The 17,039-nt window shown below is 49.1% G+C and carries 13 protein-coding genes and 3 tRNA genes; 13 read left to right on the forward strand and 3 right to left on the reverse strand.

Annotation, left to right across the window (positions count from 1 at the left end; translation table 11 throughout):
- The first annotated feature begins 3 nt into the window (after nt 1-3).
- The 13 genes from prpC (at nt 4) to rplY (ending at nt 12,152) form a co-directional block, all read left to right on the forward strand.
- Nucleotides 4-1,128, forward strand: coding sequence for a bifunctional 2-methylcitrate synthase/citrate synthase (gene prpC, locus NY07_RS05515; RefSeq protein ID WP_033538347.1), 1,125 nt, complete (start codon nt 4-6; stop codon nt 1,126-1,128).
- An 85-nt stretch (nt 1,129-1,213) separates the two neighbouring features.
- The gene (gene acnD / locus NY07_RS05520; protein WP_033538348.1) at nt 1,214-3,802 is read left to right on the forward strand and encodes a Fe/S-dependent 2-methylisocitrate dehydratase AcnD; all 2,589 of its coding nucleotides are present in this window, start codon (nt 1,214-1,216) and stop codon (nt 3,800-3,802) included.
- A 57-nt stretch (nt 3,803-3,859) separates the two neighbouring features.
- Nucleotides 3,860-5,029, forward strand: a complete 1,170-nt coding sequence (gene prpF, locus NY07_RS05525) for a 2-methylaconitate cis-trans isomerase PrpF (protein WP_033538349.1) — start codon at nt 3,860-3,862, stop codon at nt 5,027-5,029.
- A 267-nt stretch (nt 5,030-5,296) separates the two neighbouring features.
- A complete protein-coding gene (gene uvrY, locus NY07_RS05530; protein ID WP_033538448.1) occupies nt 5,297-5,941 on the forward strand; it encodes a UvrY/SirA/GacA family response regulator transcription factor in 645 nt (214 codons plus the stop codon).
- A gap of 29 nt (nt 5,942-5,970) precedes the next feature.
- A complete protein-coding gene (uvrC, locus tag NY07_RS05535; RefSeq protein ID WP_033538350.1) occupies nt 5,971-7,800 on the forward strand; it encodes an excinuclease ABC subunit UvrC in 1,830 nt (609 codons plus the stop codon).
- Between the two features lie 47 nt (nt 7,801-7,847).
- Nucleotides 7,848-8,405, forward strand: coding sequence for a CDP-diacylglycerol--glycerol-3-phosphate 3-phosphatidyltransferase (pgsA, locus tag NY07_RS05540; protein ID WP_033538351.1), 558 nt, complete (start codon nt 7,848-7,850; stop codon nt 8,403-8,405).
- A gap of 140 nt (nt 8,406-8,545) precedes the next feature.
- Nucleotides 8,546-8,621, forward strand: a tRNA-Gly gene (locus tag NY07_RS05545).
- A gap of 12 nt (nt 8,622-8,633) precedes the next feature.
- Nucleotides 8,634-8,707: transfer RNA gene (locus tag NY07_RS05550), tRNA-Cys, on the forward strand.
- A gap of 39 nt (nt 8,708-8,746) precedes the next feature.
- Nucleotides 8,747-8,833, forward strand: a tRNA-Leu gene (locus NY07_RS05555).
- A 165-nt stretch (nt 8,834-8,998) separates the two neighbouring features.
- Nucleotides 8,999-9,565 carry a prepilin-type N-terminal cleavage/methylation domain-containing protein gene (locus NY07_RS05560; protein ID WP_081953777.1) on the forward strand — a complete coding sequence of 189 codons (567 nt, stop codon included), beginning with the start codon at nt 8,999-9,001 and terminating at the stop codon, nt 9,563-9,565.
- A gap of 129 nt (nt 9,566-9,694) precedes the next feature.
- Nucleotides 9,695-11,071, forward strand: coding sequence for a L,D-transpeptidase family protein (locus NY07_RS05565; protein WP_033538353.1), 1,377 nt, complete (start codon nt 9,695-9,697; stop codon nt 11,069-11,071).
- Nucleotides 11,072-11,182: 111 nt separating this feature from the next.
- Entirely contained in the window at nt 11,183-11,731 is a 549-nt protein-coding gene (locus tag NY07_RS05570) for a DUF882 domain-containing protein (protein WP_033538354.1), read from the forward strand.
- Nucleotides 11,732-11,864: 133 nt separating this feature from the next.
- Nucleotides 11,865-12,152, forward strand: a complete 288-nt coding sequence (rplY, locus tag NY07_RS05575; protein WP_033538355.1) for a 50S ribosomal protein L25 — start codon at nt 11,865-11,867, stop codon at nt 12,150-12,152.
- A gap of 60 nt (nt 12,153-12,212) precedes the next feature.
- On the opposite strand, the gene NY07_RS05580 is transcribed toward rplY, so the two are convergent.
- The 3 genes from NY07_RS05580 to NY07_RS05590 are packed head-to-tail and all read right to left on the reverse strand — an operon-like array spanning nt 12,213 to nt 16,993.
- Entirely contained in the window at nt 12,213-13,733 is a 1,521-nt protein-coding gene (locus NY07_RS05580) for a SpoVR family protein (protein WP_033538356.1), read from the reverse strand.
- An 8-nt stretch (nt 13,734-13,741) separates the two neighbouring features.
- Nucleotides 13,742-15,010, reverse strand: coding sequence for a YeaH/YhbH family protein (locus NY07_RS05585; protein ID WP_033538357.1), 1,269 nt, complete (start codon nt 15,008-15,010; stop codon nt 13,742-13,744).
- Between the two features lie 48 nt (nt 15,011-15,058).
- Nucleotides 15,059-16,993, reverse strand: a complete 1,935-nt coding sequence (locus NY07_RS05590) for a PrkA family serine protein kinase (protein ID WP_033538358.1) — start codon at nt 16,991-16,993, stop codon at nt 15,059-15,061.
- Between the last annotated feature and the right edge of the window lie 46 nt (nt 16,994-17,039).

Raw genomic sequence — 17,039 nt, forward strand, 5'->3', positions numbered from 1 at the left:
GTTATGGTAGATAAGAAATTAGGCGGCGCCGGACTACGCGGACAGAGTGCGGGCGAAACAGCATTATGTACAGTGGGTAAATCAGGCTCAGGCTTAACCTATTGTGGTTACGATGTATCTGATCTGGCTGATAACGCCACCTTCGAAGAGGTCGCATACCTGCTATTTAATGGCGAACTGCCAACCGCGGCTCAGCTGGATGCCTACAAGAGTGAGCTGATGTCGATGCGTGACCTGCCTCAGTTACTTAAAGAGGTATTACAACGTATCCCAGCCGATGCCCACCCTATGGATGTGATGCGTACCGGCTGCTCTTTCCTGGGTAACCTAGAGCCAGAAACTGATTTTAGTCAACAGCATAAGGCAGCTAATCGTCTGCTGGCGGCGTTTCCGGCAATCATGTGTTACTGGTATCGCTACAGTCATGACGGTGTTGAGATCGACTGCGTCACCGATGAAGATTCATTAGGCGGTCATTTCCTGAAATTGCTTAATGGTAAGACGCCATCGGATCAACATCGCCGCGTTATGGATGTGTCCTTGATCCTTTATGCTGAGCATGAATTTAACGCGTCAACCTTCACTGCACGCGTTTGTGCTTCAACCCTGTCAGATATGTTCTCTTGCATTACCGGCGCTATCGGTTCGCTTCGCGGCCCACTGCACGGCGGCGCTAACGAGGCGGCGATGGAGATGATCCAAAAGTTCAGTTCGCCAGAAGATGCCAAGGTGCAGATGGCGGGCATGCTGGAGCGTAAAGAGAAGATCATGGGCTTTGGCCACGCCATCTATCGCGAGTCCGATCCGCGTAACGTGATTATTAAGGCCTGGTCAGAAAAGCTGGCTAAAGAGTTTGGTGATACCTCGCTTTACGATATCTCTGTGGCCTGTGAAGAGTACATGTGGGACACCAAGAAGCTATTTTGTAACGCCGACTTCTTCCATGCATCGGCTTATCACTTCATGGGGATCCCAACTAAGCTGTTTACCCCTATCTTTGTCTGCTCACGCCTTACAGGCTGGGCGGCTCACGTGATGGAGCAGCGTGCGAACAACCGCATCATCAGACCAAGCGCGGACTATATAGGTTCTGAGCCACGTAAAGTGGTTCCTATTAGCGAAAGATAAGCCTAGATATCAGCCCCTCTGTCTTTAAGGCTCAGGGGCTGTTTTTGGTTTGGTTGCTTTAATTCATAACACCGTGGATAACCCTATGAACTCTTTACACCGTAAACCGCTTCCCGGCAGCTCTCTTGATTATTTTGATACCCGCAGCGCCGTCGAAGCCTTGAGCACAGGTGCCTATGACAAACTGCCTTATACCGCCAAGGTGCTGGCAGAAAACCTAGTCAGGCGCTGCGAACCCGAATTACTTAACGATGCTTTGAGTCAGCTGATTGAACGCAAGCGCGATCTCGACTTTCCCTGGTATCCGGCGCGTGTGGTATGCCACGACATTCTCGGTCAGACTGCCTTAGTGGATCTGGCTGGTCTGCGTGATGCCATCGCCGAGAAGGGGGGCGATCCTGCCAAGGTGAACCCTGTGGTGCCGACTCAGTTAATTGTGGATCACTCGTTGGCGGTGGAGCATGCGGGCTTTGAAAAAGATGCCTTCGAGAAAAACCGTGCCATTGAAGATCGCCGTAACGAAGATAGATTCCATTTTATCAACTGGACCAAGACCGCCTTTAAAAACGTCGATGTGATCCAGCCCGGCAATGGCATCATGCACCAGATCAATCTGGAGAAAATGTCGCCTGTGATCCAGGCTCGTGATGGCGTGGCATTTCCAGATACTCTGGTGGGGACTGACAGCCATACGCCGCATGTGGATGCGCTGGGCGTTATCGCCATTGGTGTTGGCGGTCTGGAAGCCGAAAACGTCATGCTCGGGCGTCCTTCTTACATGCGTCTACCCGATATCGTCGGCGTGGAGCTGACCGGTAAGCGTCAAAGCGGCATTACGGCGACAGATATCGTGCTGGCACTGACAGAGTTTTTACGCAAAGAGAAGGTGGTTTCGGCTTATCTCGAATTCTTTGGTGAAGGCGCCGCGGATCTGACTCTTGGGGATCGCGCCACCATCTCCAACATGACGCCAGAATTTGGCGCTTCGGCCGGTATGTTCTATATCGATCAGCAAACCATAGACTATCTCACCATCACAGGCCGTGACAGCGAGCAGGTTAAACTGGTGGAAAATTACGCCAAGACGACGGGGCTGTGGGCCGATAGCCTGAAAGACGCTGAGTATGAGCGTGTGCTGACCTTCGATCTCTCAAGCGTTGTGCGTAACATCGCCGGGCCGTCTAACCCGCACCGCCGGGTGGCCACCAGTGAGCTGGCCAGTCAAGGCATTGCCGGTGTGGTCGAGCAAGATGAGAAGCTGATGCCAGATGGCGCGGTGATCATCGCCGCCATCACCAGCTGTACTAATACCAGTAACCCAAGAAACGTGATTGCAGCGGGCCTCTTAGCCAAGAAGGCCAATGAGCTTGGCTTAATGCGTAAGCCTTGGGTGAAAACCTCTTTTGCGCCAGGCTCCAAGGTGGCAGAGCTTTATCTTAAAGATGCCGAACTCCTGCCTGAATTGGAACAGCTGGGCTTTGGTATCGTCGGTTTTGCCTGCACCACCTGTAATGGTATGAGCGGCGCTCTGGATCCTGTGATCCAACAAGAGGTGATCGACCGAGACCTATACGCTACGGCGGTACTTTCGGGCAACCGTAATTTCGATGGCCGTATTCATCCTTACGCTAAGCAGGCGTTTTTGGCCTCGCCACCACTTGTAGTGGCCTATGCTATCGCCGGTACCATTAGGTTTGATATCGAAAAAGATATCTTAGGCCATGATGACAAGGGTGAGCCTATCCGTCTTAAGGATATCTGGCCAAGTGACGAAGAGATCGATGCTATCGTGAAGGCGAGCGTGAAGCCTCAGCAGTTTAGGGATATCTATACCCCTATGTTCGACCTGGCGGTGGACTATGGCGAGCAGGTTAGCCCACTGTATGACTGGCGTCCACAGAGCACCTATATTCGTCGTCCCCCTTATTGGGAAGGCGCCTTGGCAGGTGAACGTACCCTTAAAGGCATGCGTCCGTTGGCGGTTCTTGGGGATAACATCACCACAGATCATCTGTCGCCTTCAAACGCTATTCTGGCCAGCAGCGCCGCTGGTGAATACCTGGCGAAGATGGGGCTGCCCGAGGTGGACTTTAACTCTTATGCGACTCACAGGGGCGATCATTTGACGGCCCAGCGCGCGACCTTTGCTAACCCTAAGTTGCTCAACGAGATGGCGCTGGTGGATGGTGAGGTCAAGCAAGGCTCATTGACCCGCCTCGAGCCAGAAGGTGAGGTGATGCGTATGTGGGAAGCCATCGAGACCTATATGGATCGTAAGCAGCCACTGATCATCATTGCTGGCGCCGACTATGGTCAGGGTTCTTCTCGCGACTGGGCAGCCAAAGGCGTAAGACTGGCAGGTGTTGAGGCGATTGTTGCCGAAGGTTTCGAGCGCATTCATCGCACCAACCTCGTTGGCATGGGCGTGCTACCGCTGGAGTTTAAGGCCGGTGAAAACCGTCACACTTACGGCATCGACGGTAGCGAAACTTTCGATGTATTAGGCGAGCCGACGCCGAGGGCCGATCTCACCTTAGTGATCACCCGTCAAAACGGTGAGCGTATCGAAGTGCCTGTCACTTGTCGCCTAGACACTGCCGATGAGGTGTTGGTCTATCAGGCGGGCGGCGTGTTGCAGCGCTTCGCGCAGGACTTCCTCGAAGCGAACGCTTAGGGCAGTTAATGGCGGGTAGGGCAAGAGCGTCTTACCCGCTTTTTAAAGGATAACCCAATGAAACAGATGAAAATTCCGGCTACCTATATGCGCGGCGGCACCAGCAAGGGTGTCTTTTTCGCGTTAAAGGATCTGCCTAAAAATGCCCAGGAACCCGGACCGGCCCGTGACGCCTTACTGCTTCGCGTGATCGGCAGTCCAGATCCTTATGGTAAGCACACGGACGGCATGGGAGGTGCGACATCGAGCACCAGTAAGACAGTGATCCTTGCTAAGAGTGATCGTAGTGATCATGACGTCGATTACCTTTTTGGTCAGGTGGCGATAGATAAGCCTTTTGTCGACTGGAGCGGTAACTGCGGTAACCTGACCGCGGCGGTTGGCGCCTTCGCGATCACTCAGGGCTTAGTGGATAGTGCCAAAGTGCCTAATAACGGTATCGCAGTAGTACGTATCTGGCAGGCAAACATTCACAAGACCATCATTGCCCATGTGCCTATGGTGGATGGCGAGGTTCAGGAACTGGGCGATTTTGAGCTCGATGGCGTTACGTTTCCTGCGGCAGAAGTGTTGGTGGAGTTTGTCGATCCCGCCGATGGCGAGGGCGATATGTTCCCTACAGGCAATCTGGTCGATACCTTAGTTGTGCCAGGAGAGCCAGTATTTGATGCCACTTTTATCAATGCTGGGATACCGACCATTTTTTTAAAGGCGGAGCAGCTAGGTTACGAAGGCACAGAACTTCAAGAGGCGATCAATGGTGATGCAGCCGCGCTTGAGCGTTTTGAAACCATTCGTGCCCACGGCGCCTTGCAAATGGGGCTGATCCAGTCGCTCGATGAGGCGGTAACACGCCAGCACACGCCAAAAATAGCCTTCGTGGCACCAGCTAAGGGCTATATCTCCTCTAGCGGTAAGCAGATCGCGGCCGATGAGATAGACCTGCATGTGCGCGCCCTGTCCATGGGCAAACTGCATCATGCCATGATGGGAACCGCCGCGGTGGCCATTGGCACGGCAGCAGCTATTCCCGGCACTTTAGTGAATCTGGCAGCGGGTGGCGGCGAGCGCGAAAGCGTGCGTTTCGGCCATCCTTCTGGGACGCTTAAGTTGGGTGCCAAGGCCATAGAACAAGCTGGCCGTTGGCAGGTAGAAAAGGTGAGCATGAGTCGCAGCGCCCGAGTCTTGATGCAGGGGTGGGTCTGTGTGCCTGAATCCCTAGGCTAAGCGCAACACAAGCTATAAAAAGGATGCAAGGCATCCTTTTTTACTTTTATTCGCTCATTCTTAAGTATGAGCGCTGATGACTATGGGAAGTTAAATAGTCGAATGTTCCCATTAGTGAGAAAGCGAGTAAAAATAGTTCACTTATAATTCATATGCTTAGTTGAATTTATTTTCCGCTTTCTTCTTTACCCCATTTGGGCTAAATTACAGAGTGTTCCTACGCGCCATTCATGTAGGTTAGGTATTCGCTGACAGGGTAGATTGAAGTTGATTTCTGTATATTTAGTTGATGACCATGAGTTAGTAAGAACAGGAATCCGCCGCATCTTAGAAGATGAGCGCGGGATCAAGGTTGTCGGCGAAGCAGGGGATGGCGAGTCTGCGGTGCAGTGGTGTCGAAACAATGAGGCTGACGTGATCCTGATGGACATGAATATGCCGGGTATTGGGGGCCTCGAGGCGACGCGCAAAATCTTACGCTATCAGTCCCATGCTAAAATCATCGTCTTGACCATACATACCGAAGATCCTTTTCCAACCAAGGTAATGCAAGCGGGGGCGTCTGGTTATCTGACCAAGGGAGCCACACCGCCCGAGGTGATCCAGGCCATTCGTCAGGTGGCTCACGGGCAACGTTATCTATCTCCAGAGATCGCTCAGCAGATGGCGCTGAGTCAGTTTAATCAGTCGGAAGAAAATCCGTTTAAGTCGTTATCTGAACGCGAACTGCAGATCATGATGATGATCACCAGCGGCGAGCGGGTGAGTGATATCTCTGAGCAACTCAACTTGAGTCCCAAGACAGTCAATAGCTATCGCTATCGTTTGTTTGCTAAGTTGGGGATCAGTGGCGATGTGGAACTAACCCGACTGGCCATTCGCTACAAGATGTTAGATACAGGCCAATTTTAGTGTGTTAACCCCTGTGTTATGGCCTTGATGTGACAGATACTTTTAATGCGTCCCAATTTCTAAAAACCGTTTCCTCTTCAGCCGGCGTCTATCGCATGTATGACGCTCAAGGCGTCGTTATCTATGTGGGTAAAGCAAAAGATCTTAAGAAGCGGCTGAGTTCCTATTTCAGGCGTAATTTGCCTAATGTGAAGACCCAGGCATTGGTGTCCCATATTGCCAATATCGATGTGACCCTGACGCCCAGTGAAACCGATGCACTGATCCTGGAAAACGATTACATCAAGCAGTATATGCCCAGATACAATGTGCTGCTGCGTGATGATAAGTCTTACCCCTATATCTTCTTAAGTGGTCACCGCCATCCTCGTCTGGCCTATCATCGTGGGCCTCAGCGGGAGAAGGGACTCTATTTCGGCCCCTATCCGAATGGCGGTGCAGTAAGAGAGAGCCTGCATCTGATGCAGAAGCTATTTCCTATTCGTCAGTGTGACGATCTTTACTATAAAGCGCGTTCGCGTCCTTGCCTGCAATATCAGATAGCCCGCTGCAGCGCGCCCTGTGTGGGCAAGATTAGCGATGAAGATTATGCCGAGCAGGTTAAGTTGGCAATGCTATTTCTTCGCGGTAAGGATCAACAGGTAATAGCGACTTTAGTGGCCAAGATGGAGCAGGCGGCGCAAGCGCTGCACTATGAAGAGGCGGCCCGTTTTCGCGATCAGATAAGTGCACTGCGCCGCGTGGCCGAGCAGCAGGAGGTGTCAAACGATTCGGGGGATATGGATGTCATTGGTGCCTATTACGCCTCGGGTATCGCCTGTTTTCATCTGCTGTTTATTCGGAACGGCAAGATCTTCGGTAGTCGCAGCTATTACCCGGCAGTACCTGATGAAACTGAAGTGAGTGAAGTGCTACGCGCCTTTATGTTGCAGTTTTACCTTAATCTGGATAGCCAGAGAACCCTGCCAAAAGAGATAATTGTCAGTCACGAGTTTGAGGATATCCATGAACTTGAGCAGGCGATCGAGCAGGCCTCAAACAGGCGACTGCTGATCAAGACCAAGGTGCGCAGCGAGCGTGCCAGCTTTTTGCGCATTGCCGATGCCAATGCCAAGAATGCAGTGGAAACCCGCCTGTCTCATCAAAATACCGTGGAAGAGCGTTTCTTGTTGCTAGAAGAGGCGCTTGAGCAGACTCAGGCTATTAGTCGCATGGAGTGTTTCGATATTAGTCATACCATGGGCGAGAGTACCGTGGCCTCTTGTGTGGTATTTAATCGAGAAGGGCCAAGCAAAGGTGAGTATCGTCGCTATAATATTTCTGGGATCACCCCAGGGGATGATTACGCTGCAATGAAGCAAGCGATCAGTCGCCGTTTCGATAAGATTGAGGCCGATGGCAAGATCCCTGATATTTTGTTTATTGACGGCGGTATGGGTCAGCTCAGGATCGCTCAGAAAGTCGTTAATGAGAAGTTTGCGCACTTGGACGTAGCTCCCACGCTGATAGGTGTCGCCAAGGGGGAGGGACGTAAACCAGGACTTGAGACGCTCATCTATGGCGAAAATGAGATAGCCTTCCACCTGCCAGCAGATTCAGGGGCGCTGCATCTTATCCAACATATTCGCGACGAATCACATAGGTTTGCGATAACGGGTCATCGCAATAAACGCCAAAAGACGCGTAATACATCGACACTTGAAGCCATACCCGGTGTTGGACCAAAACGTCGCAAGGCCTTGTTGCAATACCTGGGGGGATTACAGCAAGTTAAAGGGGCCAGCGTAGCGCAATTGTCAAAAGTGCCGGGCATTAGCCTAGAAATGGCACAAACAATACATGATGCGTTGCGAGGGTGAGAAAATTAAGGCAAGATTGGCGCTGCTTTTAGATAATTGGTTTTCACATGCCGTTTAATGTACCGATAGCTCTCACGTTTTTTAGATTAATATTACTACCTGTTTTCGTAGTGCTTTTTTATGTGCCTTATTCTTGGTCACCCCTTGCGGCCGCTTTGGTGTTTTGGTTGGCTGCTGTGACTGATGCATTAGATGGCTATGCGGCTCGAAAATTAAAGCAATCGACCCGTTTTGGGGCCTTCCTCGATCCTGTAGCCGATAAGATCATGGTGACCACGGCGCTGGTGCTGCTCGTGGCTGAATATCAGAGTATCTGGTTAACCTTGCCTGCGCTGTTCATGATTGGTCGTGAGATAGTGATTTCTGCGCTAAGGGAATGGATGGCTGAAATAGGAAAAAGGGGCGCCGTTGCCGTCTCCTGGATCGGTAAATATAAGACGGCAGCCCAGATGATAGCTATCATAGGGCTTATTTGGCAGCCCAATCCCTTTTTGACTTATTTGGCATTTGCACTGTTTTATGTCGCGGCCGTGTTAACCTTCTGGTCGATGGTGAGTTATATCATGGCGGCTTGGTCTGATCTTACCGACGAATCGCACAATTAAAATGCAATGCGATCACTAAGTGTGCAAACGACAAATTAAGGTGAAATAGAGCGTTGACACTTGAGGGTAAATCGGTAGAATGCCAATCCGCAGTCAGGGGAAACAAGTTGTAAGACACTGACGCGAAATAAGATGAATAGGCGACATTAGCTCAGTTGGTAGAGCGATACCTTGCCAAGGTATAGGTCATCGGTTCGAACCCGATATGTCGCTCCAATCTTAGCCTAAGGCGCGATGGCAGAATGGCTATGCTGCGGATTGCAAATCCGTCGATCTCGGTTCGACTCCGGGTCGCGCCTCCACTTTATGTTTTAATGCAACTTTGCGATAAAACACACTTTGCCCGAGTGGTGGAATTGGTAGACACAAGGGATTTAAAATCCCTCGCTGGTAACAGCGTGCCGGTTCAAGTCCGGCCTCGGGTACCATCAATTGATGACAAAAAGGCCTCAACCTATGTTGAGGCCTTTTTGTTTGTTCTTATTCTATAAAAATCAATGTTCTATCTCATTTTATAACTTTAACCGATCGGCTTTTTACAACAAAGCTATACAATAGTTATCTGAGTCAGCTTAATAAGGATCATAAGCGAGATGCGTAAAGTAAGTGGGTTTACTCTGGTTGAATTAGTGGTGGTAATTGTCATTTTGGCGATTCTTGCTGTGGTTGCTGTGCCTAGATTTATTTCGGTCAGCCAGGATGCTCATGATAGTGCAGCTAAGGGAGCGTTTGCCGCCTTTACTTCCGGTGTATCTCTTTATCACAGCTGTTGGGCCGCTTCGGGGGCCAGTGGTCATGTATTGGATCTGGCCTGTTTTGGGGACGGCACTCTAGACTCGACCACGACAGGCTATCCTTTAGGGCAGGCAACTCAGACCGGTGGAAACAATGGAACACAGTTGCAAGGGGATTTTTGCCGTCAACTTTGGCAAGGCTTACTCGATAATAACGAATACCAGTTAGCTTTACATGGTGATGCAGCTTTTGGCGGCAGTAACGATATTGTTTACTGGTATTCAGGCGGAAAGATCGATGAGAGTAACACCTATTGCTACTTTAATTATATTCGTGACAACCGGGCTAAAGGTAGTGAGAATTGGCAGCTAAGATATTACCCTGGCACGGGAAAAACCTTAATAACACGCTCGACTCTCAGTTAACCAGCATCTCAAAAATACAGTTATGAGTGCCCGATTTGTTTGGATCGGGTATTAGCTTATAAAAAATCCGTCTTTAGTCGGCTAGGTTGGCGTTAAATCTATGAGCCATAATTACCCAAGGAGGTCATTATGGTTGTTAGACTGCTTTGCATCTTGCTTTTATTAGGTTTGCCACCTCAAGCTTTTGCCGATGAGCGCCTTGCCGCGGCCAATGAATCACTGCTCAATCAGCTTGAGGTGATCACTTTGGCGAGTGGTAAAAGCCAGTTTTCAGCTTATCGTCAACAGCTAAGTGATGAGCAGCCATTATCTCCTGCACGTATTTATTCCATTGCCGAAGCTGTCTCTCAGTTCTGGCATCAACAAGGCATTGCTACAGGCATTCTGCCACTGACACAAAATGATCCCTATGCGGCGGTTATCGCCAGTGAGCCTCAAGTTCCTGACTATTTGATGTTAAGTAATCGAGTGCGCTATCTCTTATGGTTGGCTCAGCATCAGCCCTGGGGGATGATCTCCCCTCAAGGTTGGTTAAAGCCCGGAGACACTCATGGAGCGATTAGTGAGATTAGAGGCCGTTTGCAGGCGTTAGGCGACTATCCTCAAGGGGAGACTGGTTCGTACTTTTATGATGCATTACTCGAAGAGGCGGTACTGAGGTTTCAGGCGCGCCATGGCCTAAAGCAAGATGGCATCATAGGCCCGGCAACCTTGAGATGGCTAAATCGCGACCCTAAGGCGCGCGCGCAGCTGTTGGCGTATAATTTTATTCGTCGCGCCGAATTTCTGGCCAATCTTGGCGACCGTTATCTGCTGATCAATATACCCGCCTACGAGATGCTACTGGTTGATGACAACAGAGTGGCCTTGCGCTCTAAGGTGATTGTCGGCAAACCTTATCGTCAAACGCCTATTATCAGCGGTGAGATAAAAAACTTGGTGCTCAACCCCAGTTGGCGGGTTCCGCGAAGGCTGTTAACCCATGATCTTTTACCTAAGGTGCGTGAAGATGGCAGCTATATCACCAGTCGAAATTTTGAGGTGTTTGACTATCAGGGGGATCGGGTTACCAAGTCCGATGATGAATGGGCGGATATTGCCAAAGGTAAGTTTCCCTATCGCTTGGTGCAAAAGCCAGGTGTAGGGAATACCCTTGGACGTTATAAGTTTTTCTTTCCCAATGAGTACAGTGTTTATCTCCACGATACGTCAGACAAGGATCTGTTCGCCCGCAGCGATAGGGCGCTGTCATCGGGTTGTATCAGGGTAGAGAAGGTTGAGCAACTGGCCAACTGGATGGCGTCTCATTTAGTGCGAGATAAACAGACCTGGGTACGGATGCAGATAGAGCGCGAAAAGACACAGTGGTTTGCTTTTGACTCGGGTTTGCCTATCCACCTTGTCTATTGGACCTCTTGGGTTGATGGAAACAACATCGCCCAATTTAGAGAAGATATATATAAAAAGAATCAGAATTTTAGCCTCGATCTACAAGCCTCAAAATAGCCGCTAACCCAGTGTTTATCTGGCCTACAGCAAAAACTAATACTTGATCTCCTTGGCAATAACGGGTAATTTGTCCGCTGTTTTGTTCAAAAAGTAATCGGTGGTGTTAATGTGACGATAGTTTGTCCTGCACGTAGGCAGTTGTTATTAGGCCTGGGTGGTGTAGCAATGTTTTCTATGGTGCCGTCTAAAGCACGAGCGAGTCGTTCGACTCAAGGTGTGAGGTCATTAGGGTTTTATAACCGGCATACTGGAGAGCGGGGGCAGGGAAGCTATTGGATCGATGGTGATTATCAAACAAATACCTTAAGTGATTTTAATCATTTATTGCGCGATCATCGTCAAAATGAAGCAGCGCCGATGGATAAGCGCCTGTTTGACCTGTTGTTTTCGTTAAAGCAAACATTGCAGGTCGATGAGGACTTTCATGTGATCTCTGGCTATCGCTCGCCTAGGACCAATCAGATGTTGGCCAACAAAAGCTCAGGTGTGGCGAAGAAGAGTTATCACATGAAGGGAATGGCGATGGATATTGCATTGCCTGACGTGAACCTTAAGGATTTACGTGATGCAGCGGTTTCTCTGAAACTTGGCGGTGTCGGCTATTATCCAAGCTCTGGTTTCGTTCATGTCGATACAGGCCCAGTGCGGACCTGGTAGTCAAAAGGAGAGGCTAAACAACTTATGTTTGTTAAAGCCGATGCACTGTGCTAGTATTCGCTCGCTTTAAATGAGGTCACTGTTGGTCGAAAACGGTGACCACCTATATTACTATTTATTAAGTGAGTAAATTATGTCTTACACAATTACCGCACAAACCCGTACTGAAATAGGGAAAGGTTCGAGCCGCCGCCTACGTCATGCTGGTAAAGTTCCTGCTGTTATTTATGGTGCGGGCAAAGAAGCCGTTTCTATTGAATTCGAACACCGTTCAATCATCAACATTCAAGCGAATGATGATTTTTACAACAGCGACATCACTATCGTTCTAGACGGTAAAGAAGTTAAAGTTCGTGTTCAAGCTATGCAACGTCACGCGTTCAAGCCTATGATTGAGCACGTAGATTTCGTTTACGCTTAATCGCGTATTTGAAATTAAAAAAAGCGCCCGAGAGGCGCTTTTTTTATGTCTGCAGCAAGTCTATTCGGTCTGTTTTGGCTTTACGGGACAGCTCGCGATAACAATGGGCTCCCCTAGTTCATTGATCTCTTCCAAGGTGACATTAAAGCCCCATAACCTGTGTAGGTGTTTTACGACCTCATGACTGCTCTCATGTAGCGGGATACGATTGATTGGAATATACCTTAAGACTAAGGAGCGATCGCCGGAAATAGCTACGCTTTGCACCTGTATATTAGGTTCGATGTTCGATAAATTATACTGTTGCGACAGTGCCTGACGTATCTCTTGATAGCCGATATCATCATGTATCGCCGAGATACTGAGGTAGTTTTTCTTGTCATCGTCTAAGATACTGAAAAACTTGAACTGACGTATGATGTTGGGTGACAGGTACTGGCTAATAAAGCTCTCATCTTTAAAGTTTTCCATGGCAAAGTGAAGCGTGTCTAGCCAGTTGCTGCCGGCGATCTCCGGAAACCAACGCTTATCCTCTTCGGTTGGTGATTCACAGATACGACGTATGTCGACAAACATATTGAAGCCCAAGGCGTAGGGGTTGATGCCTGAGTAGTAGGGACTGTTATAGCTGGGTTGTGCAATCACGTTAGTGTGGTTTTTTAAAAACTCTATCATAAACCTGTCGGTGACCAGGCCATCATCGTAGAGGTGATTGAGTATGGTGTAGTGCCAGAAGGTCGCCCATCCCTCATTCATTACCTGAGTCTGTTTCTGGGGATAGAAATATTGTCCCATCTTACGTACGATACGGACGATCTCCCGTTGCCAGGGTTCGAGTAACGGTGCATTCTTCTCGATAAAATAAAGAATATTTTCCTGAGGTTCGGCTGGAAAGTTGGGCACATCCTTCTGCTTTTTGACATCAGGTGACAGCGGGATAGTGCGCCAGAGATCGTTGACCTGACTTTGAAGATAGGCTTCACGCTCTTTTTGGCGAACCTTCTCTTCCTTCAGGGATATCTCGCTCGGACGCTTATAGCGGTCGACGCCATAACTCATCAAGGCATGGCAGGAGTCGAGAATGATTTCCACCTGTTCGGCGCCGTATCTTTCTTCACACTCCCTGACATAGTTCTTGGCAAAGACCAGATAATCTATGATGGAGCCGGCGTCAGTCCAGGTTTTAAATAGGTAGTTGTTCTTAAAAAAGCTGTTGTGACCGAAACTGGCGTGAGCCATGACCAGCGCCTGCATTGTGATGGTGTTTTCTTCCATTAGGTAGGCGATACAGGGATCGGAATTAATGACTATTTCGTAGGCTAACCCCATTTGGCCGCGTTTGTACCCCTGTTCAGTTTCGATGAATTTCTTTCCGAAAGACCAATGGGTATAGCCGATAGGCATACCTATGCCTGCATAGGCGTCCATCATCTGTTCTGCGGTGATCACCTCGATTTGATTTTTATAGGTATCGAGTCGATAGTGGGCCGCCACGCGTTCAATTTCGGTGAGGTAAGATTCCAGCAATTCGAACGTCCAATCTGGACCGTCATCTAATACTGTGCGCTTTTTTGAACTCATAAGGCCCCCTAAACAGCTTGTTTCTTAAACAGTTCTCTAAATACAGGGTAAATGTCTTCTGCCTGTTTGATGTGTTGAACTGCAATATTATCGTGAGTCTTTTGTAGTCCTTCATATTCGCGCCATAAGGTTTGATGGGCGCGATTAGTGATCTCTATATAGCTAAAATAGCGCACCACGGGCAGTAACTTCTTGTCTAGCAGTTGTCGGCAGGTTGGTGAGTCGTCCGCCCAATTGTCGCCGTCTGATGCCTGAGCCGCATAGATGTTCCATTCGCTTTCAGGGTAACGCTCTTGCTGGATCTCATGCATGAGTTTTAGCGCGCTGGAGACTATGGTGCCGCCGGTTTCCTGAGAGTAGAAAAACTCGTGCTCGTCTACTTCTTTGGCTTGGGTATGATGTCTGATATAGACCACCTCCAAATTTTTATAGGTACGGGTAAGAAACAGATAGAGCAAGATATAGAAGCGTTTAGCCATATCTTTGGTGGCTTGATCCATGGAGCCTGAAACATCCATGAGGCAGAACATGACTGCCTGGCTTGAGGGAACCTCGCGCTTGGCAAAATTGTTGTAACGTAGGTCAAAGGTATCGATAAAGGGCACCTTGGCGATCTTGGCTTCAAGTTCTGCTATTTGCTCTTTCAGCGCGATGATCTTCTCTGCCTGGGATCCCGGTGTTTGCTCCAGTAATTCAAGTTCGGCTTTCAACTCAGCCAGCAGGGCTTTTTTCGACGAGGACATGGCGATACGTCGAGCCAATGACGAGCGTAGCGAGCGCACTATATTGATGTTTGCTGGAACCCCATCATTGGTAAAACCCGCGCGATAGGTTTGATACTCCACTAGTTTATTGAGTCGATTGCGTTGCAGATTTGGCAGTTCAAGATCTTCAAAAAGCAGTTCCAAATATTCATCTTTCGAGATTTGAAATACGAAATCGTCCTGACCTTCACCAGAATCTGAAGCATCTCCCTGACCGCTGCCTTGCCCACCACCTTGGGGAGGGCGTTCCACTTTATCACCACGGGAGAATTGATCGTTTCCAGGATGCACGCGTTCACGCATCCCCCCTTGGCCTTGATGGAACGAAGGTTCGCTAATGTCCTTGGTCGGAATGCTGATCTTCTCGCCTTTATCTATGTCGGTGACACTGCGGCGAGTAACGGCATCGCTGACGGCCTTTTTGATCTGCTGCTTATATCGGTTAATGAATCGTTGACGATTGACTGTACTCTTTCCCTTAGTATTCAATCTTCTGTCTATAAAATTAGCCATGCGCACCTCCCAAGACTAGCGGGGAGCAAGCTCCCCGTTTACGGGTGATCAAGATGATTTACGAACCCGTAGATACCACTCAGACAAGAGTCTTACCTGTTTCTTGGTGTAGCCTTTCTCCATCATACGGTTAACGAAGTCATCGTGTTTACGCTGATCATCTGTAGATGTCTTGGTATTGAAGGAGATGACAGGGAGAAGATCTTCGGTATTAGAGAACATCTTCTTCTCGATGACGGTGCGCAGCTTCTCATAGCTGGTCCAAAGTGGGTTGGACCCTTCATTGTTAGCTCTCGCCCGCAGCACGAAATTGACTATCTCATTTCTGAAGTCTTTAGGGTTGCTGATCCCGGCAGGCTTCTCGATCTTTTCCAGCTCGGCATTTAGGGCCGCGCGGTCGAACAGTTGGCCGGTTTCAGGATCTCGGTACTCCTGATCTTGGATCCAGAAGTCGGCATAGGTGACATAGCGGTCGAAAATATTCTGACCATATTCAGAGTAAGATTCTAAGTAGGCGGTTTGGATCTCCTTACCGATAAATTCAATATATTTAGGTGTTAGATAACCTTTGAGAAACTCCAAATAGCGCTCGGCAGTTTCCGGCGGGAACTGCTCTTGCTCAATCTGCCGTTCCAACACATAGAAGAGATGCACAGGGTTAGCGGCGATTTCACTGTGATCGAAGTTAAACACTTTAGAGAGGATCTTAAAGGCAAATCGGGTGGACAGCCCCTGCATTCCCTCGTCGACACCGGCGTAATCTCGATACTCCTGATAGGATTTCGCCTTAGGATCGGTATCTTTGAGGCTCTCGCCATCATAGACGCGCATCTTAGAGTAAATCGATGAGTTTTCTGGTGCCTTGATGCGCGACAACACACTGAACTGTGCCAGTGTTTCTAAGGTGTAAGGGGCACAGGGCGCCTGGGATAACTCAGAGTTGGTTAGCAGTTTCTCATAGATCTGGATCTCTTCAGAGACCCTGAGGCAGTATGGCACCTTGACGATATAGACACGATCAAGGAAGGCTTCGTTAGTCTTGTTGTTTCTAAATGTGGTCCATTCCGACTCGTTGGAGTGAGCCAAAATAATGCCGTTAAAGGGGAGGGCGGATAAACCTTCGGTACCGTTATAGTTACCTTCTTGGGTGGCCGTAAGTAGCGGGTGTAGCACCTTAATGGGCGCCTTAAACATCTCAACAAACTCCATCAAACCTTGGTTCGCGCGGCACAGGGCGCCAGAATAGGAGTAGGCGTCAGCATCATGCTGGGCGAAGTGTTCTAGTTGGCGAATATCGACTTTACCGACCAAGGAGGAGATATCCTGATTGTTTTCATCACCAGGCTCTGTCTTGGCGATACCTATCTGATCCAGAATGGCAGGGAAGACTTTAACCACCTTGAATTTGGAGATGTCTCCGCCAAACTCATGCAGACGTTTAACTGCCCAAGGGGACATGATGGTCTTCAGGTAACGCTCAGGAATATTATATTCGCTCTTAAGTAACTCGCCATCTTCCTCGGGATTGAACAGGCAAAATGGATGGTCATTGACTGGGCTACGTTGACCGTTGGCACTGAGGACATAGATGGGCACCTTTTGCATCAGGAACTTTAGCTTCTCAGCCAAAGAGGATTTACCACCACCTACTGGCCCAAGCAGGTAGAGGATCTGTTTGGACTCTTCCAACCCCTGAGCAGAATGCTTGAGGTAGGCGACTATCTGCTCGATAGAGTCTTCCATGCCATAGAAATCTTTAAAGGCAGGGTAGCGGGAGATTAGCCGATTAGAGAAGATGCGGCTTAATACCGGATCTTTGGATGTGTCTACTACCTCAGGATCGCCGATCGCGGTTAATAAGCGCTCGGCAGCCGAGGCGTAAGCGATCCTGTCTTCTTTACAGATAGACAGAAACTCTTGCAGTGAATACTCTTCGTCTAGTTTTTTTTCATAGCGCTGTTGGTAATGCTCGAAAATGCCCATGTTCCACCCCCTGAAAAGCCAACGATATGTCTTTAGGGACAACTGA

The organism is Shewanella sp. ECSMB14101, assembly GCF_000773485.1.
Lineage (GTDB): Bacteria > Pseudomonadota > Gammaproteobacteria > Enterobacterales > Shewanellaceae > Shewanella > Shewanella marisflavi.